Genomic DNA, 24,750 nt, shown 5'->3' on the forward strand with positions numbered 1-24,750 from the left:
TTCGCCCTCCCTACTAGTTCATTTACGCGGCCTCGCTCTCGGTGAGATGGCGTAGGATGGCGGCATAGTTGTCGGCGCCTTGCGCGCCGCTCACAAGATGCTCTTCGTTGAAGATCATTGCTGGCACACCCTGGATGCCGCGCACTTGCCAGAATTGTTCCTGCTCGCGCACCGTCGACGCAAACCGCCTATCGGTCAGAATCATCTCTGCCTCGCTCGTGTCGAGGCCGATACTTGCAGCGACCGCAACCAGGACCTGGATATCGTTGAGATCCTCCCGGCGGCCAAAAAAGGAAGCAAACAGCGCCAATTTCAGATCATGCTTTCGGCCTTGCTCGCCGGCCCAATGCAGCAACTGATGGGCGCGGAAGGTATTCACCATCCGCATGTCGTCGGCATAGTTGAAGGTGAAGCCGAGTTCTGCTCCCAATTCCGTCAACCGTGCCCGAGCCTTGCGCGAGCCCTCCGGCGTCGTGCCGTATTTGGCGGCCAGGTGGTCGCGCAGGTTCTCACCGTCTTCGCCCATATGCGGGTTCAGCTCGAACGGGTGCCAGTGCACGTCGATCCCGATGCCGGTCTCCTCGACCGCCTTGGCCAATTGGTGATAACCGATCACGCACCACGGACAGACCACGTCCGAGACGATATCCACACGGATTGTCATATTCCTACTCCCTTCACTTCGCTACTTGAGCGCCACCCGAACTTTGCAGACAAGAGTTGCGTCCGGGTCGGCGGCGAGTTTGACCGTCATTGCGTTAGGCCTCTTTTACATCCCCGGCAAAGCGCGCGGCGTTTTCTCGCAGAAACGCGTCCGCGTCCGCTTTTTCATCCCAGAATTGCGGTTGCGCCTTGGGAATGGTCAGCGCCTTCTGCACCGCCGGGTGGGCATCAATACGGTCGAACCAGGCTTTCAGGTTCGGCAGATCGTCAACGTCGACCCGCGCCCAAGGGTAAGCCCGCGCCCAGGGGTAGATCATCATGTCGGCGATGGAATAGTCGCCTACGACATAGTCACGCCCGTCCAGCCGGGTGTTCAGCACTTCCATGAGACGGCGGGACTCATCCACATAGCGCTTGATAGAGAATGGCTCCTCATGTCCGTTCGGTGCGGCGATACGCTGGAAATACATCGCCTGTCCCATCATCGGGCCGACATGACCGACCTGGAAGAACAGCCACTGCAGCGTTTCCGACCGGGTGACCGGGTCGTCGGACAGGAACTTGCCGTATTTATTCGCCAGATGCCAAAGGATGGCTCCAGATTCGAAAATGGCTCGACCCTCGGCCCGGTCATAGATCGTCGGGATCTTTCCGTTCGGGTTCAGCTTCAGGTAATCGGGCGCTTTCTGTTCCTGTTTCGAAAAATCGATGAAGGTCAGATCATAGGGTACCCCGGCTTCCTCCAGGAAAATGACGGGTTTGTAGCCATTCATGGTGGCGGCGGTGTAAAGGTGGATATCCGGTTGGCTCATGGCTGCTTCCTTTAGGCAAGAGGCCGGGCCCGCACGATAGAGCGCGAGCCCGGTGGGTTCATATTTCCAGCGACCAGTGTTTCTGCTGGTAATCCAGTACGGCCTGGATCGCCTCTTCCGGGAAAACTGTGCGGAATTTGTGGTGATCGGCGGCGATGACCTCGGCCATCTTTTCGATCATTGGTTGCGGATCCATCTGCAGGCCGTCGCCGGCGAACAGGTCGCGCACCTTGCGGATCGCGTCCGGCGGCGTAATGCTACGCGCCGGGTCGTACCACTCGTCCATCTTGTCATACATACGGTCGTTGAACCCGGTCCGGTAGGCGCCCGGATTGATGGTCGCGACCTGAACGCCCATTGGTTCCAATTCTTCCCGCATCAGTTCGGCAATGGCCTCCAGCGCGTGTTTTGACGCGGTGTAAGGGGCCAGATAGGGGAAGGTCAGGAAACCCGCGATCGAGGAGACGAACACCACCTTGCCGCGCCCACGGCGAGCAAAGGTTTGGGCATAGGGTTGAACGAACTCGACGGTCGAGAACACGTTGGTTTCGAACACATTCCGGATGCGGTCCACGTCGACTTCGGCAATCGGGCCAGTATCGCCAATGGCGGCGTTCGCCACCACGACGTCCACCTCGGCGCCAAAGCGGTTAAAGGCAGACTGACGGTCCTCGACGCTGGTTATATCCAGCTTGACCGACTCCAGCAGCAGGCCCAGTTCGGCCGCTTCTGCCCTGAGTGTTTTGGCCCCGTCCGAACCGTGGGTCGTGGCAATGACCCTGTGACCCTGTTTCGCCAGTTCGAACGCCGCGCCCTTGCCAAGCCCACTGCCGGCGCCCGTGATTAGTATAGTCTTGCTCATCTGTCATTCCTCGCCTTAGCCCTTTGGTTCCACGTCATTGTCCAGACGCTCGAACAACACGGCCTCGACCGTGGTGGCCCCGACATTGCTGACCTGATGGGTCCAGGGGCCATTGTGCATGACCTCACCATCGACCACCTCTTTCTCGACGGACGAGCCGTCTTCGAGCCTGATGGACAGCGTGCCACCCTTGATGAAATAGACGATTTCCTCGGGATGGCGGTGCGGTTCGTCCGTGGCACCGGGGGGCATCTTCATTCGCACGAGGCGCGAAATGCCGGTATTCAGCAGCTCCTCATACATGTCGGGCGATGCTTCATCGGCCAGCGGGGCGCGCTGACCACCGGCAACCAGGGGAGAGTTGCTCATCTCATAGATTTCCTTGATTGAGTGAGTTCCGCGGGTGTGGCTCAGGCCGCTTCCGACGCGGCATCCGTGCCGAAGACCCGGGCCAGATGCGCGTCAAAACGGGCAAAGTCCGAGTTCACATCGGCGTTCTTCATCACGTCGAACGCGCCAAAGGTTGGTAGCGGCGCCATGTTGAAGAATTTGGCATTCAGATGCACCGGGCGCAGAAGGTCATCCAGTGAAGCGCCGTCAAAGAACGGTTCGGCGGGATTGTCGAATGCCTCGGCCGGGGCGTTCAGTGTGACCGAGAGCATGTAGGTGGTGCCGGTCAATGTGCCGCCCATACCGTAGTTCTCTTTCGGGGCTTCGGCCACGCGGCCATCGCCCCTGGTCAGGCGACCGTCCATGCCGGCGGTATAAACTTCGTCCATGTATTTCTTGAACGACCACGGCACCCCCATCCAGTTCACCGGGAACTGCATGATAACGGTATCCGCCCATTGATGATTGGCGACCTCCTGCTCGACGTCGTAGCCGTCAGCAATCTTGGTCACACGCATTTCGTGACCGGCGCTTTCGAGAAACGCGGTGGCGCGCTCAACGAAGGCAGCGTTCAATCCTCCCTTGGCGAAGGGATAGGGCTGATGTCCGTTCAGAATAAGTATGTTGCTCATGTCTTTGATCCTCGTTTGCTTGGTCTTCGCCGCTTGACTTGCGGCCACCTCCAACTGAAATAATGTTCACAGGGTTCGGAAAGCAATTAGTATACTTTTAGTAACCTATTCGATTGCAGAGGAGATGAGCTGTGGAAGCACGAGTGGAAGAGGACGCGAAGGGTCGCCGACACGTACACGATGCCTGCCTGGAACCTTGTGCCATCGAACGCGGCATGCGGATCGTCGGTGGCAAGTGGACCGGGTCGATTTTGTGGCACCTCAAGGACGGGCCGGTGCGATTCAACGATCTGGCGCGCATGGTAGGCGGCGCCTCCAAGAAAATGATCACCGAACGCCTGCGCCAGCTCGAAGCACAGGGTCTGGTCACGCGGAAGGTGATGGATACGGCCCCGGTCTCGGTGCACTACGAGATCACCGATCTTGGATGCTCGGCACTGGGCTTTCTGGATGAATTGAGAAAATGGAGCGAAAGCCTGCCGCAGGGCTTTGCCGATGCCTGATCTGCCGCGACTGAAGCCTGACCCGATACCGCGGATCCATCCGGTGGCTGAATACGCCGCCACAGGTGAGTTGGCAGACACCTATGAACGAACGAAGACCGGGTTCGGCGTTCCATGGATGGGCGTCGTTGCCATGGCCTTCGCCCATTACCCGACATTCTTCGGCACGCTTTGGAGTGGATTTGAGCCTCTTGCCGGCAGCCGCGAGTTCGTCGAAGCCTGTGGCGCCTTGCGGGCTCGCGCCGAGGAGGCGGCCTTGCAATTGGAACCTAGCCCCCTTGTCGGTGATCTAGCTGATCTTGGTTACGCCAAGCGGGAGGTCGAGGAAATCCGCGCGCTCAATGAGGTGTTCTCGCACGGCAACATGCCCTATCTGATGATCGCTACGGCGGCCCGGTTGCTCCTTGAAGGTCATGCGTTAGGCGATGGTGGCTCGACCTCCCCGTTTGAGGGGCGGCGTGGCCCTTCAAATGAGAACCGACTGTCGCTGATGGAAGCGCATCACGTTGATGCGCCGACCGCCGCCCTCTATGACGACATCAAGGCAACGCTCGGTCTCCCCTTCGTCAATACCGACTACCGCGCCTTCGCTCGCTGGCCCAGCTACTTCTCGTTGGCGTGGCGTGAACTGGCCAAAAAGGTACCGACCGACGCCTACGAGGCGCAACTCGCCGAGGTTCACGATTTTGCCGTCGAACAAATGCGGGCACTGCCCAACCCCGGTGATTTGACTTCAGAGAAGCTCATCAGGGCGGCCCAGCAAGATGGCGCCGCCGACGAAATCACGGAAGTCGTGCGGCTTTTTCAGCGGCTGCTACCGGGGCTCGTCGTCAATGTCGCCTTCTTGCGGCATCAATTGGGTACAGATGCATAGGGAAACCAACCTACTTCCGCTTCTGGCTACCACCCGACATGTCGGGTGGTGCCGGGCGTCGCGCGGGCATGGCGCGGCGGGCGGTTCGGCGGCTGGATGTCGCGATCCCGGGGCGCCTGCGGCATGGGGTGCCATTGCGTGAGATAACCGGGTTGGGTAAATAGCATGCAGCGGTGGCCAGCACCGATTTATGGACCTAACCGGCGAGATCAATAATGGCACTTTATTCCGATTACCTGAAAGAAATCGAAGACCGCAAGACGCAGGGACTGCATCCGAAGCCCATCGAGGACGGCGCGCTGGTCGAGGAACTGATCGCGCAGATCAAGGATGTCGATCACGAACACCGCGAAGATTCCCTGAAGTTCTTCATTTACAATACGCTGCCGGGGACGACGAGTGCGGCGGGCGTCAAGGCGGCCTTCCTGAAAGAGATCATTCTGGGCCAGGCGGTCGTCGAAGAGATTTCACCGGAATTCGCCTTCGAACTTCTGTCGCACATGAAGGGCGGGCCGTCGATCGAGGTGCTGCTGGATCTGGCCCTGGGCGACGATGCGGAGATCGCAGAGGCCGCCGCCGAAATCCTGAAGACCCAGGTCTTCCTGTATGACGCGGATCAGGATCGACTGGCAGCGGCCTACAAGGCCGGAAACGCGCGCGCCGAAGACATTCTGAAGAGCTACGCTGCCGCCGAATTCTTCACCAAGCTTCCCGACATCGAGGAAGAGATCAAGGTCGTGACCTATGTCGCGGCCGAAGGCGACATTTCCACCGACCTCATGTCGCCGGGGGCCGAAGCGCATTCCCGCGCGGACCGCGAACTGCACGGAAAGAGCTTCATTTCCGAAAAGGCGCAGAAGGAGATCGAGGCCCTCAAGATCCAGCACCCCGGCAAGCGCATCATGCTGATTGCCGAGAAGGGAACGATGGGTGTCGGCTCGTCCCGCATGTCCGGCGTCAACAACTGCGCGCTGTGGACCGGTCGCCAGGCCAGCCCCTATGTGCCCTTCGTCAACATTGCACCGATCGTGGCGGGCACAAACGGGATTTCGCCGATCTTCCTGACCACCGTCGGAGTGACCGGCGGCATCGGGATCAACCTGAAGAACTGGGTCAAGAAGGTCGACGACAAGGGCGAGGTCATCGTCAACAATGACGGCAGCCCGGTGCTGGTGGAGAAATACTCCGTCGCGACGGGCACGACCCTGACCATCAATACGAAGACCAAGAAGCTCTATAACGAGGACGGTTCCGAGGAACTGGCCGATGTCGCCGCCGCCTTCTCGCCGCAACTGGTCGAGTTCATGAAGGCTGGTGGGTCCTACGCCGTCGATTTCGGCAAGAAGGTTCAGATCTTCGCGGCGGAAACGCTGGGCGTCGAGCCGAAACCTGTCTTCGCACCGTCCAAGATCGTGTCCCATCCGGGCCGCGGGCTGACCGCCGTCGAGAAGATTTTCAACAGGAATGCTGTCGGCGTTCCGGAGGACACCGTTCTTTACGCCGGCTCCGACGCCCGGGTGACGGTCAACATCGTCGGATCGCAGGACACGACGGGCCCGATGACCGTCCAGGAACTGGAGGCCATGGCCGCGACGGTGATTTCGCCGATTCTGGACGGCGCCTATCAGTCCGGCTGCCACACCGCCTCCGTCTGGGACAAGAAGGCGCAGGCGAACACGCCCAAGCTGATGGCCTTCATGAACAAGTTCGGGCTTATCACCGGCCGCGACCCGAAGGGCGTCTATCCGCCCATGACCGACGTCATCCACAAGGTCCTGAACGATATCACGGTCGACGACCGGGCGATCATCATCGGCGGGGATTCCCATACCCGGATGTCCAAGGGCGTCGCCTTCGGCGCCGATTCCGGCACCGTCGCCCTGGCGCTGGCGACCGGACAGGCGAGCATGACCGTGCCGGATTCCGTCAAGGTCACCTTCAAGGGCAAGATGGCCGATCACATGGACTTCCGGGACGTGGTGCATGCCACCCAGGCCCAGATGCTGGCCCAGTCGGGCGGCGAAAACGTCTTCCAGGGTCGCGTCATCGAGGTCCATATCGGCACGCTTCTCGCCGACCAGGCCTTTACCTTTACGGACTGGACGGCGGAGATGAAGGCCAAGGCGTCCATCTGCATCTCCAATGACGAAACCCTGATCGAATCCCTGGAAATCGCGAAATCCCGCATTCAGGTCATGATCGACAAGGGCATGGAGAACGAGGCCGGGATGCTGCGCGGCCTGATCGAAAAGGCGGACAAGCGCATCGCGGAGATCAAATCCGGCGAACAGCCCGCGCTGCGGCCGGACGAGGACGCGCATTACGTCGCCGAAATCGTCGTCGATCTCGACCAGATCAACGAACCGATGATCGCCGACCCCGATGTGAACAACATCGATATCGCGAAGCGCTACACCCACGACACCATCCGACCGATCTCCTATTACGGCGCGGAAAAGAAGGTCGATCTGGGCTTCGTCGGGTCCTGCATGGTGCACAAGGGCGATATGAGCATCATCGCGCAGATGTTCCGCAACATCGAAAAGGCCCAGGGCAAGGTCGAATTCAAGGCACCGCTGGTCGTCGCCCCGCCGACCTACAACATCGTCGACGAGCTGAAGGCGGAAGGCGATTGGGACATCCTGCAGAAATATGCCGGGTTCGAATTCGACGACGCCGCGCCCAAGACGAAGGCCCGGACGGAGTATGAGAACATCCTCTATCTGGAACGTCCCGGCTGCAATCTGTGCATGGGGAACCAGGAGAAGGCGGCCAAGGGCGATACCGTCATGGCCACGTCGACCCGCCTGTTCCAGGGCCGGGTGGTCGCCGATGCCGAGGACAAGAAGGGCGAGTCGCTGCTCGCCTCGACCCCGGTCGTCGTGCTGTCGACCATCCTGGGCCGGACACCGAGCATCGACGAATACAAATCGGCGGTGGCCGGGATCAACCTGACCAAATTCGCCCCGCCACGGGCGTAACAGCCGGACAGTCCGCGAGTCCGGCGCGGCCTGTTCCTCACGGGGCAGGCGGCGCCGGATCACGGATCATCGTTCAGGCAATCAGGCGGCCAGGAATTCCAGGAAATCCGCCCGGCCGAGGATGAGAACGGCCAGGGGGACGGGGGCGACGGCGACAGCGGCGCTGAGCACGAAGGTGCGCAGCCTCATCAGGCGGCCGGCACCGGCGGCGAGAGCAATTCCGCCGCCGCCGCCCAGGATCGAGTTGCCGGGCATGTTGAGGAGCAGCACCAGGACCGCAACCCGGTGCTTCAGCAGCTTGCGCCCCCACCGGGCTGCCCGCGGCTCCGGGACGCTTTCCTGTCCCTCGCCTTCAGCCTGTCGGCGGGCCTTTCGTCGACCAATTCGCTGCATGACCCGGGCGACAATGCGATCCGGCAGAAGCCGCCCGGCCAGGAAGGCGAGGGTCAGCGCGACGACGGTCGCCAGATAGACCGGCACCGCCATGCTGGCGCCGTAGAGCAGCAGCAGCAGAAACCCGATCTCCGCCCCCGGCGCGAAAGGCAGCGCGATCAGCAGGGTATAGATCACCAGCACCGAGCCCAGGATCAACGGATCCTGGCCGGCCTGCCGCACCATGCCGAGCACGTCCCGCGACAGATCCAGCAATTTCCACAGAGTAGCGGCCAGCGCCACCAAGCTGTCATACAGCGTGGCCCACAACGTGACCGGGTCGGGAAGCAGTGACAGGTCCGGCAGCATTGCGGGTCGGTCTCGTTCAGGCCGCAGGGCGGCGGGCGATTGTCAGAAAGTGTCCCCTATTTTGCCCAGTTCCGCCGTTTTCTCAATCCTGATTCCGGCCCCTTCGGGGATTGGGTAAGGGCCTCCGGCACCCGGGGAGATGTGCAACGGGCGGACAGATGCGCAAAGGGAGGTGCCCAACGGCACCTCCCCCGACATTCCGCGCATTGGTTTCGCGGCTTACTTCTTCCGTTCCGGCTTTCCGCCGCCCGCTTCCGGGAAGACCCAGAGGCCGAAGAGCATGATGCCGGCAATGGCATAGACGAAGGTCGCGAGATGCGGCTGGGGTCCCTGGGTCTCGAGCCACCCCACCAGGGCGGCAACGAGCGCGACGATCAGGGACAGGGCGATCTTGTAGGGCAGTGGCATCGTTGCCTCCTCAATTCGCCGGGGCTTCGGTCGGACCGCCAGTGGTGCGACCGCCGTCCTTCACGCGCGGCGTGCGCGCGACCTTCCGCATGTCCGTCTTCACGTATTTCGTATTGTAGCCGTTGAAGATATGGCCCAGCAGTCCGCGGTTCAGGTCCGAGGTACCGAACAGCCAGTCGGCAATCGGGAAGGTCAGGTTCATGTTCCGCTCCATCATGATCGACTGATTGTGATGGGCGGTGTGATGGCGGCGCAGCGTGTTGACGAAGGGCATGTGACGCACGAAGGCGTTGTCTTCCACATGGCAGCAGAAATGCATGAATTCGTAGAGCAGATACATGCCCGTGGTCGTCGAGATGAACAGCCAGCCGACATTGCTGCTGAACAGGAAGGAAAAGACCACGACACCGGGGATCGACATCAGGATGAAGACCACCAGCGCATAGGGCGGAAAGAAGGTGACGCGCCAGTCATGGGCATTGGCGAAGCGCATTTCCTCCTCGGTGAAGAATTGGTGATGCTGCAAGGTGTGCCGCTGATAGACGGCACGCAGGCCCGGCAGGTTGATCGGCCGGTGCATGATGTACTTGTGCAGCGCCCATTCGAAGATGTTGCAGGCGATGAAGGTCACCGGAATGACCAGCCATTCCCACCACAACACGTTCGTCATGTGCGCGGCATAGTACCAAAGCGCCAGGCCGCCGATCGAATAGATGATCGCGACATGCAGAAACCCGTTATACCAGCCGTCGATGCGCGACCGGTACACCGAGCGATAGGTCTGCTGGCGGGGCGTCATGGGGCTTTCACTGAGTTCCATGGTCTTTCTCCTGCAAGGGCGAACGGTGTCGCTACCTTTCTGTTCGTCTGATATATCAGTTATACATTAGTTATTCGCAAACCGCAAGCGTTGAGGCGCGAATGCCCGTTTCCTGCACGTGTCCGGCAATGCGCAGCCTATCCGGCCTCTTTCTGCTGGGAGGCGAAGATCGAACTGTATCCGCCACTCCAATCGGGCGGCAGGCGGAACCGCCCCGGCTCGTGATGGGCGTGGCGGGCCGGCTTGCCCCGCACGATCGCCTGTTCATAGGCTGACTGCAGCGGCTGGGAGGTATAGGGCATGGCATCCGCGGCGCTGAGCACATAGAGCAGCAACGGCCGCGCCCCATCGGACCGGTTCGGATTCGATCCGTGCACGGTGCGATAATTGTGAACCGTCACCGACCCGGACGCACCGTCGAAGATCTTCGCGCCGGCGGCGTCGATCCGGTCACTGTCTTTCGTGGAGATCTCACCGCGCCAGACACCGTCGGCGTCGTAGTGGTCGAAGATCTCGCTCTTGTGACTGCCCGGTATGATCTCCAGCGGACCATGGTCCAGCGTGCAATCCTCCAGATAGACACCCATGGTCAGGACGGCGTGGTTGGTATGGGGAAAGAACGGGTGATCCTGGTGCCAACGCACCTCCGTCCCGCCTTTCGGGGATTTGAAGTTCAGTTTCGCCTGATAGAACTTCACATCAGGGCCCAGCAGGTCCACCGCCAGGTCGCCCAGCGGGCCTTCCGTCAGCAGCTCCCAGAAGACGGCATCCTGATCGCAGGGGCTGGACACCCGCCGCAGACGGGGATTGTCGGGCCGGTGGCCCGGCTCCAGATCGAACACGTTATCCGACCGGCTCAGACTCTCGCTCTGCCGTTTCAGGCGTGCGACGGCGTTGCGGCACCGCTGCAACCATTGCCCGCCGACCACCCCCGGCACGACGATACCGCCATCGTCGAAATACCGCTGACGGACGTCCTGCGAGACCAGGCGCGGGGGATGGGAACAGATTTCTTCCGGTGTCATGACGGTCCTCCTATCTGAAGCCGAGCAACTGATCGGGCAGCCAGAGCGCCGTCTGCGGGAAGGCCATGACGATCCCCAAGGCGATGATCTGGATGACGATGAAGGGAATGACCCCCTTGTACATCTGAATCAGGGTGATGCTGTCCGGGGCCACGCCGCGCAGATAGAAGATTGCCGGCGCCATCGGCGGGGTCAGATAGCTGGTCTGGATCATCACCAGGATCAGCATGCAGAACCACACCGGCTCAAACCCGCCCGACAGGACGAAGGGCATGAACAGCGGCACGAAGATCAGCAGAATCGAGATCCATTCCAGGAAGAACCCGGCGATGAAGACGAGGCCCAGGAAAATGAACAGCAATCCCCAGGGTCCGATTTCCAGCGCATTGATCATCTCGCGCATCACGCCCATGCCGCCGCTGGCAACGAAGATCCCGGTGAACAGGCTTCCCGCCAGCAGGATGAACATGATCATGGAGGTGACGGTGATCGTCTTGACCAGCGCTTCCCAGAAGGTTTTCAGGTTGAACTTGCCGTACAGGATCGTCAGCACGAAAGCACCCGCGGCCCCCAGCGCCGCGGCTTCGGTCGGCGCGGCCCAGCCCAGCATGATCGACCCCAGAACCGCGAAGATCATGAACAGCGGCGGCAGCAGCGCCTTCACCGTGATCAGCAGCTTCTCGCCCAGCGGCAGATCGTCCTCCTCCGCCGGCACACGCGGCCCGGCTTCGGGCCGGAACAGGCACAGGCCGATGATGTAGAGGATGTAGAGCCCTGACAGGATCAGCCCGGGAAAAATCATTCCGACCATCAGATCGCCGATCGACACATTGGCGATCGGGCCCAGGACGACCACGACCACCGAGGGCGGAATGATGGTCCCCAGCGACCCGCCGGCACAGATCGTCCCGGAAATCAGGGAGTTCGAGTAGCGGTACTTCATCATGGCCGGGATCGCCAGCAGGCCGACCACGGTTTCCGTCGCCCCGATCACGCCGGTCGAGGCGGCGAAGATGATGCACATGATGACGGTGCCCACCGCCAGACCGCCCGGCAGTCGCTTGGTCCAGAGATGCACGGCGCTGAACAGCTGTTCCGCGATCCCGGACCGCTCCAGCATCGAGCCCATGAAAACGAAGAGCGGCACCGCGGCCAGAACGAAGTTCGACGCGACATCCTCGATCTTCTGGACGAACTGGAACAGGGCGGCATCCCCGAAGGCGATGATCCCGAAGACGAACGCTACGGACAGCAGCGAGAACGCGACGGGGAAGCCCAGGAAAATCATCCCGAACAGGGTCGGGAACATCAGCAATGCGGTCACGGGGCGGACTCCCTGTTTTCGGTGCCGCGGTCACGCAGGATCGCAACGCATTTCAGGATTTCGGCCACGACCTGCAGGGTGAGCAGCAGGAAGCTGGCCGCAATGATGGCGCGCAAGGGCCAGATCTGCGGGTTCCACGCGGATTGCCCGGTGGTCTCGCCGGACAGCAGTGCCTCGGTCGCATAATCGGTCAGACGCAGCGAGACCAGCACCAGCGCGGGCAGCACGATGGCCGCATAGAATGCCAGATCGATCAGGGCCCGGCGCTTCGGGCTGAGGCGGGCATAGATCAGGTCGATGCGGACATGTTCCTGGCGCTTCAGGGTAATGGCGCCGCCGAGCAGGAAATGCAGGCCCATCAGCATGTAGCCGAGTTCGAAGGCCCAGATGGTCGGGGAGCCGAGCACATATCGCGCGAAGACTTCGTAGCAGGTGGCAAGGACGAGCGGGATCACGATCAAGGCGGCCAGGCCGCCGATCCCCTCGCTCAACCATTCAATGGAGGCGATGACGCTGCGCATGAATACCGTCCGGAAATGCTCCCCGGCACGCCCGAAGGCGGCCGGGGATAGTTCTTGGGAAACCGTCCGCTGGCCTATTCGCTGCGGACTTGAACCGTGCGGTACTTGTTGGCGCCGGCCCATAGCTTGGCGAAGGCCTTCTGGTCGTCCAGGACGCGCTTGAACCACTCGTTGTCGGCGGCAATGCCTTCCGCCCACTTGATGCCGGCCTCATGAGCGGCGTACTGGACCTCCGGATCCAGTTCGACGACCTCGTTGCCCTGCTCACGGAAGAATTCCAGGGCCTTGGCATCTTCCTGACCGATGGTGAGCCAGGAGTTCAGGGTGGTCAGGAAGGCGGCTTCCCGGACGATCTGCTGATCGCCTTCGGACAGTTCGGCCCAGGCATCCTGGTTGATCACCAGTTCGAACGGCGCCGTCGGCTGGTGAATGCCCGGGATGATCACGTATTTCGTCACACGATGGAAACCGGGTGCGATGTTTTCCCAAAGCGTGCCCCATTCGGTCGCGTCGATGGCGCCGCGCTCCAGGGCGGTGTAGACGTCACCGCCCGGCATGGTGACCGGTGCCGCGCCCATGCCGCGGGAAATGTCGAGCCAGGCCCCGGCGGTCCGCAGTTTCAGCCCCTGAAGGTCCTCCAGCGTTTTCACGGATTTGCGGGAATGCAGGAAAACCTCCGCCGTCCGGATGAACAGAGGCATCGAGACCAGTCCGAACTTGTCCATGCGCCATTCCGCCTGCAGGTCGGCGCCACCGGCACGGTACAGCCAGTGCAGCATGCGTTCGGTATCGAACGATCCGGCATAGCCGCCGAACAGGACCGCCGTCGGATCGGCGCCCCAGTCATAGCCGGCCCAGGTATGGCCGAATTGCGCGACGCCATTCTTGACCGTCTCGGAGACCTTCAGGCCCGGGCCGAGTGTACCGGCAGGGAAGACTTCGATGGAGATGCGCCCGTCGCTCAGTTCCTTCACCTTGTCGGCAAAAGCCTGGGCGCCGACATCCATCAGCGGACCGCCGGACCAGCCGGTGGCCATCTGGAACGAATGCGTTTTCTTTTCGTCCGCCTGGGCCATGCCCGCCGCAAGCGATGTCGACATGATTGCGGCTACCGCCGCTGCCTTCAGTTTTGTGATTCTCATGACTTCCTCCCAATTGTCTTATGGATTGTCCGTTTTCGTCCGCCGGTCGGGTCTTACGCCCGCTCCAGCGCCTTCACCGCGGCCTTCACATCGGCCTCGGTCATTTCCCAGTCGTTGTCGAAATTGGCGACGATCTCGATCATGAAGTCGCGCGACAGACGGACCGCCGTTGCGTCGTCTATCGCATCGGCCAGGATCGCCAGGGCGAGCTGCTGCGGGGATGCGCCTTCGAAACTCCATTCGAAGCCGTTCTTTGAATAGGTCTTGAGGTCTGTCCGCGGATCCAGCGGATCCCCGCCGACCCGGACGTCCAGCCCTTCGAAGGCCCGCGTTCCGGTATAGGTTTTCATGGCGATGGCTTCCTTCTGGCTGGCCCGGTCAGACCTGACGGCGGCGTTCGACGAGATCGAGGAAGCGGTCATATTCCGCCTCCGCGACGCCATAGCTGTGATCGTCGTCCGGGAAGCTGCCGGATTTGACGTCCTGGACGTAGGCGGACAGGCCCGCCACGGCCACTTCGGTCAGATTTGCGTAGCGCTTGGTGAACTTCGGTTTGAAATCCGTGAAGACCCCCAGAAGGTCGTAGGACAGCAGGATCTGGCCGTCGGTACCGGCGCCGGCACCGATCCCGATCGTCGGAATTTCCAGCTGTTGGGAGATCACGCCGGCGATCTTCGCCGGGACCGCCTCGAATTCCAGCATGAAGCAGCCGGCATCCTGGATCGCGAAGGCGTCCTCCAGGATCTTCATCGCCGCGTCCGCAGTCTTGCCCTGAATCTTGAAGCCGCCGAAAACCGCAATGGTGTGCGGCGTCAGCCCGATATGGGATGCGGTGGGAATGCCGGCATCGACCAGCGCCTTCAGGATATGCGCCTGCGATTTCCCGCCCTGAGGTTTTACCGCGTCACAGTCGGCGTCCTGCATGAAGCGCGTGGCGTTGGCCAGCGCGATTTCCGGGGTGTGGTAGCTCTGATACGGCATGCAGCCTAAGACAAACGTGTTCGGCGCGCCGCGGCGAACCGCCTGGGCATGCATCACCATCATGTCCATGGTGGCGGGGATTGTGCTCTTGTGGCCATGCGCGATCATGGCGAGGCTGTCGCCGACCACGCAGACATCGACCCCGGCGGCTTCCGCCCATTGTGCGGACGTGTAGTCCGGCACCGAGGTATAGACCATTTTTTCGCCGGATGTTTTGGATTCGCGGATCTCGGTGATTGTCCGCTTCTTGCGTTCCACGACGCCAACCTCCCCATAACATATTTTTTATGTGCGTCTAATCGACGACTGACATATCAATAGAAGATCATGTGTCGACACGTTGTCAAGAGGGTCGATGTGTTGCACATTTGACGCGATTTCAAAGATTGGAATGGATGGTCAATGGTTGCCGGATTGCCCCCTTCGTTGACGGACAAAGCCTATGCAGAGCTGGAAGAACGCATTGTCACCCTGGAGTTGAAACCGGGGCAGGTTCTGTCGGAGAACACGTTGGCCACCACACTTGGCATCGGTCGAACGCCGATCCGCGAGGCGCTGCAACGGTTGGCCCGCGAGGGGCTGATCGTCATCCTGCCCCGGCGCGGGGTTATGGTCTCGGAAATCAACGTTCGCAGCCAGTTGGAGCTGCTGCGCGTCCGTCGCGAGTTGGAGCGGCTGATGGCCAAACTCGCCTCCAAGCGGGCCACCGCCGATGAACGGACCCTGTTCATCAATCTCGCGGAGGAGATGCGCGACTGTGCCGACCGAAGCGACGATGTCGGTTTCATGCGCCTTGATCGCGACATGAACCTGATGGTCTCCCGGGCCTGCCGGAATGAATATGCCCAGCGCGCGATGGGACTGACCCATGGTCTGTCACGCCGGTTCTGGTACATGCACTACAAGGAAGTGCTGGACCTGCCGCGCTGCGCCACGCTGCACGCGGCCCTGGCGCAGGCGATCGGTGAGGGCGAGACGGAAGGCGCCATGCGGGCGTCAGACGATCTGCTGGACTACATCGAATCCTTCACGCGCGCCGCGCTGGACGTGCCGCTGAACATCGCATAACGGCCTTCCGGATACGAATCCGGTTTGGAAGGAGGAACGCCATGGACCGGAGCACCGGCGGTTGCCAATGCGGCGACGTCCGATTTGTCGCGACGGGCCGACCCTACCGCGTCGGATTGTGCCATTGCCTCGATTGTCGGAAGCACCACGGGGCGCTGTTCCATGCGTCGGCGGTCTTTCCGCAGGACGCCGTAACGATTGAAGGCCGGACCGGCGATTACGAAGGCCGGCATTTCTGCCCTCGCTGCGGCTCCTCCGTCTTCTCGCGCAGCGGCGATGAGATCGAAATCCACATGGGCTCGCTGGACGCCCCGGATCAGTTCGTGCCGACCTATGAATTGTGGACGTTGCGGCGAGAGTCCTGGTTGCCCGACTTCCCCACCCTGCGTCGATACGATCGCGACCGGGACGAGACCGGCCGCCACGAAGATTAGCCGCCTATCCCGCCGCCGGGATGGTGGCCGCCGGGATGGTGAAGGTGAAGGTCGTACCGGATCCAATGGTGGATTCGACCTGTATGCGGCCGCCATTCTTTTCCACCAGGTCCTTGCACATCAGCAGGCCAAGCCCGGTTCCGGTCTCACCGCTGGTGCCGGTGGTCTTGACATTGCCGGACATGCTGAAGCACTTAGCGATCTGTTCTTCCGTCATCCCGACTCCATCGTCCTGGATCGCCACGGAAATCGCACCGTTCTCCCGTTTCGCACGCAGGCGCACCGTGCCGCCCGTCCTGGTAAACTTGACGGCATTGTTCACCAGGTTGCGGATCACCGTCTCGATCATGCCGGGATCGCAGAAGGCAACGATGTTTTCCACCTCGAAATCGAGGATGATGCCCTTTCGTTGCGCAATGTTCTCATAGACCTTCATCGTGTCCTCGGTAAGGTCGGTAAGCGATGCCTCCCGCGGTTCGAAATCGACATGGTCCATCTGCAGCCGGGCCCACTCCAGCAGGGTCTGCATAAGCTTGAACACGTTGCTGGCCGCCAGATGCGTGGCCTCGGCATACTGCTTCACCTGATCGGGCGACAACTGATCCGCCGTCGCGGCCAGCAGTTCCGCATAGCCGAGGATGGAGTTGAAGGGGCTTCGCAGGTCATGGGCGACGATGGAGAAAAGCCGGTTCTTCTCGGAGTTCAGCCGTTCGAGCGTTTCCTTCGAAATCTGCAGGTCTTCCGCCATCTCGACCAGCTGGGCGGATTGCTCGTCGATCCGCTCCTGCTCGTCCCGCAGGTCGAGAAGCTGGCGGATCAGACCCTCGCGCTCGTCCCGATAGCGCAGGGCCTCGGCCTTCCGTTCGATGGCGCCGGCCACCAGATGCGGGACGATAAAGGGGAAGTGATCGTCGGCATCGACGACAGTCATGGCCCCCGACGCCCGAAGGGCCCGGCGGTCGCCGACATTTCGTCCCGTCAGGACCGGCACGACGCGGGTTTTCAGCCCCGCCTGCGCCAGATCGGTCAGCAGCGAACGCGCGGTTTCCACATTGCCGCCGACAAAGCACAGGTCGTGATTGGTAATCGCGATGGATTCCAGCGCGGCGTCCGACGTGGCCGCGGTCTCTACCTGAACCTCTGCAGAATCGTCGAGGCCCAGGGCCGAGAGGGACCAGTCGACATCCGGGATGTCGCCTACCACTATGACGCTGACACTGTTCATTCGATGACTTGAAACCTGTACTGTCCCAACCCGTTCCACGCGCATGGCATCGCGTGCCCACATCTCCCGACCGCTGCTCCGCGCTTCGCATTCGCAACGGCGCGGAACCGGGGTCCCGCGCTATAGAACGTACCGATTTGGTACGGAATAAGTCTTAAATTCGTATTAAGCGTGGCACGTGGTGATCAGGACCCGGCCACAAGGCCGAAATATCCGATCAGGAACGCACCCGCCCCAACGATAAGGACCACGGCAAACACGGTTGTCAGACTGAAACCGGATGACTTCGCTTTCCCGGAAGAGGCCGGCGCCGCGGCCAGCCTGACGACTTCCTGCTGGACGTCCTGAATGCGCTGCGCAAGCTTTACCGCGGCCGCGTCCCGTTGATCGGGCAGAGAGCGGTACATCGTATTCAGTCGGTCCAACTCCTGTTGCGCCTCGGCAATCGAGCGGGCCATCTTGTCCTCCCCGTGACTATCCTCCCCCTGCCAACCCCGGTCCTCCTACCACCGATTCGCAATGTTGTCCAAACAGTTGGGCCAAAAATTCCAAATTCCCGTCAATGGTTTAGTAGAGGATGGATACACCCGTGAACCAGCCATGGGTGTAGGCCAGCGCGGCATAGAGCCCGAGACCCAGCGCAACCCGCCACAGACCGATCCCCGACCAGTCGATCTTTGTGCGCCCCTGCAGGGCCGCCATGAAGGGAACGACACCCGTTGTCAGGGCGATCGGCCCCCATTGCGCGCCCATGGACCGTCGCCGTCGCTGGTCGATGTGAACGATCCCGCCGAGGCCGAGCACCGCAAGGCCACCGAACAGGATCAGCGACGCGGCATCGCCATTGGGCGCCATATGGGCAAAGCATGCCAGTGTGACCCCGATCAGCATGGGGTGACGGGTCACGGTCACGATTCCGGCCTGGGGCCTGGGGTCGCCGGCCAGCTTCTCGCCACCGGCCGCCGTAGGATTTCGGGTCGTCACGGCACAGACAATCAGGATCAGGGCGATCGGCATGACAAGGATCGGCACCATGGCCAATGCCGGCGAATGCGACCAGAACACGACGTTGTCCAGCCGGGCGTCACGATAGGCCATCACCACCCAGACCAGCGCGACCACCGCGATCACCGAGAAGACGGCGCTGAATCCTGCCTCGCCCAACCGATGAACCAGCGCCTTGCGGATGCCGTCCGCGGTCAGCGCGAAGTGGCTGCCGACGAAAACGGCGACAGCAAGCAGCAATGTCATCAGGCTTTCCGTCATCCCCGCAATATGGACAAGGCCGGGCGTGCCGTCCATAGTCCGCCGGCCATCCCGCAACGCAGCCAAAGATGGGAACGAAATGGGCCTTTCCGACATCGCACGTCGGTTGTTTCTGGGCTCCCTGCAGCCATCGACCGAATCCTTCCAGCGCCAGATACTCAACTATCTGCATGGCAACGGGGAAACGGACGCAACGGTGCTGTATGCCCGAATCGGCATCGACCCGGACGAGAAAGGGCAGCGTCTTGCGATTGATCAGGCAGCACAGATTCTGGTCAATCGCGGTGAAATCATCGCCCACCGGGAGGGGCGTTCCGTGGACCCGGTCAACGCAGACGGCCGGTACCGTCTGAAGCCGCGGCTTGAATAGAAGGAAATACGAAGGTGACCGACGAAACCCCGAAAGACCCGCCGCCACTGGACCCGGTGGCCACGGTCATTCTCGACCAGCTGGCCGCACTGCCGGCGGACAAAGCCGCGGCGCCGGACGATATCGCGCGCATCTATGCCGAGATTCGCCGCAAACCGACGGATGGGCGCGATCTGTACAAGCGCTACCGCCGCGCGGTGAAGGAACAGGCCATCTTTCTGGCCCGCACCGGCCGGATCGAAATCACCCGCCGGGGGGAGCCGGTGGATCCGGACGACTTCAAGGGCGTCTGGCGGATGCGGTTGAAACGATAGATTGGGTTTGGGTTCATGCGTATCGGTTGGCAGGTATACCTGTTGGGTCTCGCGTTCTGCACGCTTTGGAGTTCCGCTTTCACCGTCGGCAAGTTCGCGATCCAGGCCGCGCCGCCGCTCTGGTTCCTGACGATCCGTTTCGGCATCGCCTTTCTGGTGATGTGGCTGGTACTGCTGGTCATGCGCCGCGGTCTGCCGCCGCGCGGCCCGGACCGATGGACCGCGATCTGGCTGGGCATTCTCAACAATGCCGCCTATCTCGGCCTCGCCTTCATCGCCTTCAAGACCACGTCCTCCAGCATGGTGGCGCTGATTGCCAGTCTGATGCCGCTGGTTACGGCAGCCCTGGCCTGGCCCGTGCTCGGGGAGCGGCTGACCCCGCTCAAGGTGCTGGGTCTGATCTTCGGCACGGCCGGGGCCTGGTTCATCCTGTGGCACCGCCTGGATGGCGACCTGCAAATCGACGATCCGTTCGGGCTCGGCATCGCCACTGTCGGGATGATCTGTCTTGCCTGCGGTACGGTGCTGTATAAGAAGCGGGGCAGTCACGCCGATCCGCTTGCGATGAATGCAGTCCAGGCCCTGTCCGCCTCGGTCGTGCTGTTGCCCGCGGCCTTTCTGCTGGAAGGCGGCAGCCCGGATATCGACTGGGGCTGGACCTTCATCTGGACCCAGGCCTATACCGCCATCGTGATGACCTTCGGCGCGCTCCTTCTCTGGTTTGCGCTGATCCGCAAGGCCGGGGCGGGCGCGGCGAGTGCCTTCCACTTCCTGAATCCCGGCATTGCCATGCTGATCGCGTGGCTGGCACTCAGCGAACCGATCGGGGCGACCGACATCATCGGTCTGATACCCGTTGCGATTGGCATTCTGATGGTAAACTGGCCGACCCGGAAACCCGCCGCAGGAATGCCCGCATGACGGACAAGGCCGATCAGACCTATCGCGTCGAACGCCAGATCGGCCATCTGCTGCGCCGTGCCCATCAGCGTGCCAGCGCGATCTTCCAGGAAACCCTGGAGGATCCGAACCTGACACCGACGCAGTTCGCGGCCCTGATGCGGCTGTGCGATGACGGGTCCATGTCCCAGAACCACCTGGGGCGGCTGACCGCGATGGATCCGGCCACGATCCAGGGCGTCATGCGCCGTCTGGAGGAACGCGGCCTGGTGCAGCGCGCGCCGGACCCGAAGGACCGGCGCCGCACCATTCTGTCCCCGACCGAAGAGGGCCGGCGCCTTGCGGAAAGGCTGGTCCCCAGCGCCAGGGCGGTCACCGCCCGGACGCTGAGCCCGCTATCGCCGGAAGAGCAGAAGACCTTGATCGATCTGCTCGATCGGCTGGCCTAGGAAGCGGCAGGTCCCGGGCAAACAATCCGGTTTGCGGCGACGACCTGCCGACCCATTTTACCGACCGGCGATCGCAGCGGCCTTCGCCACCAGGTTTTCCGCCTGTTTGATCGATGCGATGTCGATCAGGCGTCCGTCCAGCGACACCGCGCCCTTGCCTTCCTTCTGGGCCTGTTCCATGGCTTCCAGAATTCGTTTCGCCTTCGTAACGTCTGCTTCCGACGGCGAGAACAGTTCATTGGCCAGGGCAACCTGGCTGGGATGGATGGCCCATTTGCCTTCACAGCCCAGAACACCGGCGCGGTTGGCCTGCGCCTTGTAGCCGTCCGGATCAGAGAAGTCGCCGAACGGCCCGTCGACCGGGCGCAGCCCGTTGGCGCGGGCGGCGACGACCATGCGGCTGATCGCATAGTGCCACATGTCGCCCCAATGGTAGTCCCGCGGCGCATCGCCGTCCTTGTCGGTCAGCACACCGTAATCCGGGTGCGGGCCGCCGATGACCGTCGTCCGTGCCTTGGTCGACGCGGCATAGTCGGCAACACCGAAATGCAGGCTTTCATTGCGCGGCGACGCGGCGGCGCAGGCGTCGACATTCGCCATGCCCAGCGCCGTTTCGATGATCAGCTCGAAGCCGATACGTTTTTTGCGCTTTACCGCGGCCTCGACCTGGCTGACCAGCATGTCCACGGCATAGACGTCGGAGGCCGTTCCGACCTTCGGGATCATGATCAGGTCCAGACGCTCGCCGCCCTGCTCGATGATATCCACGACATCGCGGTACATGTAGTGCGTATCCAGACCGTTGATCCGGACCGACATGGTCTTGTCGCCCCAGTCGATATCGTTCAGCGCCTCAATGATGTTCTTGCGCGCCTGTTCCTTCTCGTCCGGCGCGACGGCGTCCTCGCAATCCAGGAAAATGACGTCGACGTCCGACTGCGCCGCCTTTTCGAACAGTTCCGTGCGGCTGCCCGGAACGGCCAGCTCGCTGCGGTTCAGGCGCGGAGTGGCCTGTTCGACGATGTGGAAACTCATGGGTCTGCTCTCCCGGTCTGGTGAGGTTTAAATCCGTAATGCGGAATTAATTCCATACAACGGAAAATTCAAGCCCGATATCGCCGAAAGACGGATGCGGGCGGTTCAGCCGGGACGAAGGAACCCTAGCACCGCTTCAATTGCGGGATCGTTTCGCCAGCGGATGTTTTTCCGACACCAGCGACGCCAGCCGCTCGTTCAGGACATGGGTATAGATCTGCGTGGTCGAGATATCGGCATGGCCCAGCATCTGCTGAACGGCGCGCAGATCGGCGCCGTGCGCGACCAGATGCCCGGCGAAGGCATGGCGCAGGACGTGCGGGCTGACCTTGGCCGGATCCAGGCCGGCCTTCAGCGCCAGTTCCTTCAGCATCTGGCCGAAGCGCTGGCGGGTCAGATGCCCTTCCTTCGACCGGCTGGGGAACAGAAACGGGCTTTCCTCGCCGTCACCCGGCAGGAACACCTTTCGCCAGTCGCGATAGAGATGCATCGCATCGCGGGCCGGGGCGGACAGCGGCACCAGCCGCTCCTTCCCGCCCTTCCCGCGTACGGTCAGGAACGGCTCCTCCCGGCGGGCGGCGGCCAGCGGCAGGGTCACCAGTTCGCTGACGCGCAGACCGGTGGCATAGAGAACCTCCAGCAGGCAGGCCAGGCGGACGCCTTCCGCCCCCGGCTCGGCGCGGGCCGCCTCCAGCAGGATATCGACCTCCTCCTCCGTCAGCACCTTCGGCAAGGGCCGCCCCCGGCGCGGCGCATCGACATTCGCGGTCGGATCGCGATCCGAAAATCCCTCGGCATACAGAAAACGATGAAACTGTCGCAGCGCCGAGAGCTTCCGCGCCGCCGTCGATGCCTTCATCCCGTCCGCCGCCAGGCCCGCCAGATAGGCCGAGACATCGTCAGACCCCGCCCTGGATGGGGACCGGCCCCTGCGGCTCAGGCTCTGTTCGTAGTCTTCCAGATCCCGGCGATAGGCCAGGATCGTGTTGCGCGCCGCGCCGCGTTCCACGACCAGCATCTCAAGGAAGGCATCGATATGCCGGGACATTGCCGTCCGCCTCTGGTCACTCGATCGGCCGCGGCTCCGGCTCTGCCAGCACCGCCGCCTCCACCGCCAGCCGTCGCGCGTCCCGTTCCAGGCCGACCGCCGCCAGGGCCCGAACGACCGCGGTGACGGTAGCGGGTGCCAGATCGGCCGCCGGCGCCGAGGCCAGCGCCGCGACGCCCAGCGCAACCGTCTCGCCGCTGCGTCCCGCCGCGGCGGCCCGGTCCAGCATGGCGAGGGTCAGTGCCGGGGCACCTGTGGCCCGTTCCGGTTTCGCCGCCATGGCCGACGCGCGCAGCCCGGCATCTCCGGCCAGCGCCTCCGCTCCGGTCGCGGCGGCGACCAGCGCCTTCAAGAAATCCAGATAGGTCCGCCCCGCATCCGCATCGCGCGCGCCGTTCACCACGGCGGCTTCCCATCCCTGACGGGACCGGCCCAGTGCCGTCCCGGTCTCGCCGGTGAGCATGGCGAGGTGCCAGAGGCGCGCATCGGCTTCGGCGGCGGCCGCATCGGCCAGCGACGCGTTGCGCAGCAGGGCATGCCAGGCCCGGGCCCGGTCGACATGGCCCGTGCGATAGAACAGCCGCGCCGCATCCTCCGCGAACCACAACAGATCGGCACTTGGCGGGATTTCCAGGGCCGGACCGGCAAAGACCGGCGCGACCGCCAAGCCGACGCCATCCGCCGACGCCCGTGCCAGCGCGGTTGCCACAGCCTCCGCTTTCAAGGCTGGAATTTCCCAGCGCAGAAGCACCTGATAGAGCAATGCCCGCCCGCCTGCCGGGCTGACCCGGTCGAGCACCTCGAGCGGCTTGTCCAGTGCCGTCTCCTTGAATTTCTCCGCCAGATACTTGTCCGCCAGATCGCCCGGCGGCAGGATTCCGCGCAGACTCGCCGACTCGGCCGCCGCCAGGTCGTCGCCGCGCTGCGCCGCCAGCAGCGCCACATTCGGGTCGCGCACATCCGCCGGGACCGGCGCATCGGCATAGCGCAACATGGCGTAATGCATCGGACCTCTGGCCGTCATGCCGCCCACTTCCGGCGACAGGCCCAGAGTGATGCTGTCCATCAACGAGAAATACAGCGGGTCGTCCTCACCGGTATCCAGCAAGGTCTGCGCCGCCAGCGAGGCCTGATCTTTCTGACCGGCCACAGCCTGACAGAAAGCCAGCAACTTCGCCCAGAAGGACGCCGCCGCACCCGCGTCGACACCGCCGGCCGTCCCGCAGGCACCGGGCAGGTCGTAGGCCGCGAGCTGCGCCCGGGCCAGCGCTGTCTGGCCGGCCGGATCGCGCAGCGCGTCAGCCCCGGTCTGGGCCAGGGTCGCGGCATCCGCCGAAAATCCCATGCGGGCCAGCGCCGCAACCCGCGCCCGCAGCACCGAAACCGGGGACTGATTGTCGGCCGGCGGCAGGGATGCGGCGGTCAGAAGTAACCGTCGTGCCAAACTTCTGGCCGCCGGATAGTCAACCGCGGCCGGCAGACCATCGATCAATGCCACCACGGATCCGCGCGACAGGCCCGTCCACATCTGCGCCGGCAGGGCCGCGTCCGGATCGACGACCGCGCCGACGGCTTCCGCATCGACGCTGTCCAGGCTTTCCACCGACATGCCTTCCGGCGCCGCGGGAACGGACGGCACCGGCGCCGTGTCGACGCTGCCATCCGTTTCGGCAGGCGGAAACAGTTGCACTTGCGCGGCGGCCGGTGCGACCAGTCCCAGCGCCATCCACCCCGTTACGGCCAGGAACGGCAGCAACATCGGCCTTGTCACGTCACGATTGCGGGAAACGGGCATCGTCCAATTCTCGTTCGACCGGCGCCGTCGGGGCCGGAATATCGTAGGCGATCAGATAGATCGCACCGCCGATCAGCGCGGCAAAGATCAGGCCGATCAGAAACAAAACGACTTTTCCCACCGTTCCTCCTAGATTTGCAGGCTGTTGGAGATGAACCTTCGGCAAC

30 protein-coding genes are annotated in these 24,750 nt (G+C 62.6%); 9 read left to right on the top strand and 21 right to left on the bottom strand.

Annotated features, from left to right (window positions below):
* Positions 1-22: 22 nt before the first annotated feature.
* The 5 genes from R8L07_07290 to R8L07_07310 form a co-directional block, all read right to left on the bottom strand.
* Entirely contained in the window at positions 23-664 is a 642-nt protein-coding gene (locus tag R8L07_07290) for a DsbA family oxidoreductase (GenBank protein ID MDW3205334.1), read from the bottom strand.
* Between the two features lie 94 nt (positions 665-758).
* Positions 759-1,475 (bottom strand): glutathione S-transferase N-terminal domain-containing protein, encoded by a 717-nt coding sequence (locus tag R8L07_07295; protein ID MDW3205335.1) that lies wholly within the window; start codon positions 1,473-1,475, stop codon positions 759-761.
* A 58-nt stretch (positions 1,476-1,533) separates the two neighbouring features.
* Positions 1,534-2,337: an SDR family oxidoreductase gene (locus R8L07_07300; protein MDW3205336.1), complete on the bottom strand. Its 804-nt coding sequence runs from the start codon at positions 2,335-2,337 to the stop codon at positions 1,534-1,536.
* Between the two features lie 15 nt (positions 2,338-2,352).
* Complete coding sequence (locus R8L07_07305; protein ID MDW3205337.1) at positions 2,353-2,706, bottom strand: cupin domain-containing protein; 354 nt, start codon at positions 2,704-2,706, stop codon at positions 2,353-2,355.
* A 41-nt stretch (positions 2,707-2,747) separates the two neighbouring features.
* Positions 2,748-3,359, bottom strand: coding sequence for an NAD(P)H-dependent oxidoreductase (locus R8L07_07310; protein MDW3205338.1), 612 nt, complete (start codon positions 3,357-3,359; stop codon positions 2,748-2,750).
* A gap of 131 nt (positions 3,360-3,490) precedes the next feature.
* On the opposite strand from R8L07_07310, the gene R8L07_07315 reads away from it, so the two are divergent.
* The 3 genes from R8L07_07315 to R8L07_07325 all read left to right on the top strand — a co-directional run bounded on the left by R8L07_07315 (position 3,491) and on the right by R8L07_07325 (position 7,717).
* A complete protein-coding gene (locus R8L07_07315) occupies positions 3,491-3,862 on the top strand; it encodes a helix-turn-helix domain-containing protein (protein MDW3205339.1) in 372 nt (123 codons plus the stop codon).
* Positions 3,855-4,736 carry a hypothetical protein gene (locus tag R8L07_07320; protein MDW3205340.1) on the top strand — a complete coding sequence of 294 codons (882 nt, stop codon included), beginning with the start codon at positions 3,855-3,857 and terminating at the stop codon, positions 4,734-4,736. The genes R8L07_07315 and R8L07_07320 overlap by 8 nt, the downstream gene beginning before the upstream one ends.
* Positions 4,737-4,951: 215 nt before the next feature.
* On the top strand, positions 4,952-7,717 hold the full coding sequence (locus tag R8L07_07325) for a bifunctional aconitate hydratase 2/2-methylisocitrate dehydratase (GenBank protein MDW3205341.1): 2,766 nt from the start codon (positions 4,952-4,954) through the stop codon (positions 7,715-7,717).
* An 81-nt stretch (positions 7,718-7,798) separates the two neighbouring features.
* Here R8L07_07325 and R8L07_07330 read toward each other — a convergent pair whose 3' ends face one another.
* From R8L07_07330 to panB, 9 genes are all read right to left on the bottom strand, one after another.
* Positions 7,799-8,458, bottom strand: coding sequence for a hypothetical protein (locus tag R8L07_07330; protein MDW3205342.1), 660 nt, complete (start codon positions 8,456-8,458; stop codon positions 7,799-7,801).
* A 219-nt stretch (positions 8,459-8,677) separates the two neighbouring features.
* Positions 8,678-8,866 (bottom strand): hypothetical protein, encoded by a 189-nt coding sequence (locus R8L07_07335; protein MDW3205343.1) that lies wholly within the window; start codon positions 8,864-8,866, stop codon positions 8,678-8,680.
* 10 nt (positions 8,867-8,876) lie between these two features.
* On the bottom strand, positions 8,877-9,686 hold the full coding sequence (locus tag R8L07_07340) for a fatty acid hydroxylase family protein (GenBank protein MDW3205344.1): 810 nt from the start codon (positions 9,684-9,686) through the stop codon (positions 8,877-8,879).
* Between the two features lie 137 nt (positions 9,687-9,823).
* Positions 9,824-10,711, bottom strand: a complete 888-nt coding sequence (locus R8L07_07345; GenBank protein ID MDW3205345.1) for a phytanoyl-CoA dioxygenase family protein — start codon at positions 10,709-10,711, stop codon at positions 9,824-9,826.
* A gap of 10 nt (positions 10,712-10,721) precedes the next feature.
* Positions 10,722-12,035 (bottom strand): TRAP transporter large permease subunit, encoded by a 1,314-nt coding sequence (locus R8L07_07350; GenBank protein ID MDW3205346.1) that lies wholly within the window; start codon positions 12,033-12,035, stop codon positions 10,722-10,724.
* Positions 12,032-12,556, bottom strand: a complete 525-nt coding sequence (locus R8L07_07355; GenBank protein ID MDW3205347.1) for a TRAP transporter small permease subunit — start codon at positions 12,554-12,556, stop codon at positions 12,032-12,034. The genes R8L07_07350 and R8L07_07355 overlap by 4 nt, the downstream gene beginning before the upstream one ends.
* A gap of 74 nt (positions 12,557-12,630) precedes the next feature.
* The gene (gene dctP, locus R8L07_07360) at positions 12,631-13,698 is read right to left on the bottom strand and encodes a TRAP transporter substrate-binding protein DctP (GenBank protein MDW3205348.1); all 1,068 of its coding nucleotides are present in this window, start codon (positions 13,696-13,698) and stop codon (positions 12,631-12,633) included.
* Between the two features lie 53 nt (positions 13,699-13,751).
* A complete protein-coding gene (locus tag R8L07_07365; protein ID MDW3205349.1) occupies positions 13,752-14,120 on the bottom strand; it encodes a DUF6166 domain-containing protein in 369 nt (122 codons plus the stop codon).
* Entirely contained in the window at positions 14,077-14,937 is an 861-nt protein-coding gene (gene panB, locus R8L07_07370; protein ID MDW3205350.1) for a 3-methyl-2-oxobutanoate hydroxymethyltransferase, read from the bottom strand. The genes R8L07_07365 and panB overlap by 44 nt, the downstream gene beginning before the upstream one ends.
* 168 nt (positions 14,938-15,105) lie before the next feature.
* Between panB and R8L07_07375 the strand changes: the two genes are divergently transcribed.
* Together R8L07_07375 and R8L07_07380 are read left to right on the top strand one after the other, a co-directional pair.
* Complete coding sequence (locus R8L07_07375; GenBank protein MDW3205351.1) at positions 15,106-15,747, top strand: GntR family transcriptional regulator; 642 nt, start codon at positions 15,106-15,108, stop codon at positions 15,745-15,747.
* A gap of 41 nt (positions 15,748-15,788) precedes the next feature.
* Positions 15,789-16,181 (top strand): GFA family protein, encoded by a 393-nt coding sequence (locus R8L07_07380; protein MDW3205352.1) that lies wholly within the window; start codon positions 15,789-15,791, stop codon positions 16,179-16,181.
* A 4-nt stretch (positions 16,182-16,185) separates the two neighbouring features.
* Here the strand turns inward: R8L07_07380 and R8L07_07385 are convergent, their stop codons facing one another.
* From R8L07_07385 to R8L07_07395, 3 genes are all read right to left on the bottom strand, one after another.
* Positions 16,186-17,406 (bottom strand): HAMP domain-containing sensor histidine kinase, encoded by a 1,221-nt coding sequence (locus R8L07_07385; protein MDW3205353.1) that lies wholly within the window; start codon positions 17,404-17,406, stop codon positions 16,186-16,188.
* A 185-nt stretch (positions 17,407-17,591) separates the two neighbouring features.
* On the bottom strand, positions 17,592-17,864 hold the full coding sequence (locus tag R8L07_07390) for a hypothetical protein (GenBank protein ID MDW3205354.1): 273 nt from the start codon (positions 17,862-17,864) through the stop codon (positions 17,592-17,594).
* 109 nt (positions 17,865-17,973) lie between these two features.
* Positions 17,974-18,708: an NnrU family protein gene (locus tag R8L07_07395; protein ID MDW3205355.1), complete on the bottom strand. Its 735-nt coding sequence runs from the start codon at positions 18,706-18,708 to the stop codon at positions 17,974-17,976.
* A 43-nt stretch (positions 18,709-18,751) separates the two neighbouring features.
* Between R8L07_07395 and R8L07_07400 the strand changes: the two genes are divergently transcribed.
* Genes R8L07_07400 through R8L07_07415 form a run of 4 tightly spaced genes read left to right on the top strand, consistent with a single transcriptional unit; the run spans position 18,752 to position 20,705 of the window.
* Positions 18,752-19,042 (top strand): hypothetical protein, encoded by a 291-nt coding sequence (locus R8L07_07400; protein MDW3205356.1) that lies wholly within the window; start codon positions 18,752-18,754, stop codon positions 19,040-19,042.
* 14 nt (positions 19,043-19,056) lie between these two features.
* Positions 19,057-19,356 (top strand): DUF3253 domain-containing protein, encoded by a 300-nt coding sequence (locus R8L07_07405; protein MDW3205357.1) that lies wholly within the window; start codon positions 19,057-19,059, stop codon positions 19,354-19,356.
* A 15-nt stretch (positions 19,357-19,371) separates the two neighbouring features.
* On the top strand, positions 19,372-20,277 hold the full coding sequence (locus R8L07_07410; GenBank protein ID MDW3205358.1) for a DMT family transporter: 906 nt from the start codon (positions 19,372-19,374) through the stop codon (positions 20,275-20,277).
* On the top strand, positions 20,274-20,705 hold the full coding sequence (locus tag R8L07_07415; protein ID MDW3205359.1) for a MarR family transcriptional regulator: 432 nt from the start codon (positions 20,274-20,276) through the stop codon (positions 20,703-20,705). Before R8L07_07410 ends, R8L07_07415 begins: the two co-directional genes overlap by 4 nt.
* A 57-nt stretch (positions 20,706-20,762) precedes the next feature.
* Here the strand turns inward: R8L07_07415 and R8L07_07420 are convergent, their stop codons facing one another.
* The 4 genes from R8L07_07420 to R8L07_07435 form a co-directional block, all read right to left on the bottom strand.
* Positions 20,763-21,740, bottom strand: a complete 978-nt coding sequence (locus R8L07_07420; GenBank protein MDW3205360.1) for a CoA ester lyase — start codon at positions 21,738-21,740, stop codon at positions 20,763-20,765.
* Between the two features lie 136 nt (positions 21,741-21,876).
* Positions 21,877-22,788, bottom strand: a complete 912-nt coding sequence (gene xerD / locus R8L07_07425; GenBank protein ID MDW3205361.1) for a site-specific tyrosine recombinase XerD — start codon at positions 22,786-22,788, stop codon at positions 21,877-21,879.
* 16 nt (positions 22,789-22,804) lie between these two features.
* Positions 22,805-24,583, bottom strand: a complete 1,779-nt coding sequence (locus tag R8L07_07430; protein ID MDW3205362.1) for a hypothetical protein — start codon at positions 24,581-24,583, stop codon at positions 22,805-22,807.
* Positions 24,561-24,704, bottom strand: a complete 144-nt coding sequence (locus R8L07_07435; protein ID MDW3205363.1) for a hypothetical protein — start codon at positions 24,702-24,704, stop codon at positions 24,561-24,563. Before R8L07_07435 ends, R8L07_07430 begins: the two co-directional genes overlap by 23 nt.
* Positions 24,705-24,750 lie beyond the last annotated feature (46 nt).

The sequence above is a fragment of the Alphaproteobacteria bacterium genome, from assembly GCA_033344895.1.
In the GTDB taxonomy this organism is placed as follows: domain Bacteria; phylum Pseudomonadota; class Alphaproteobacteria; order UBA8366; family Aestuariispiraceae; genus Pacificispira.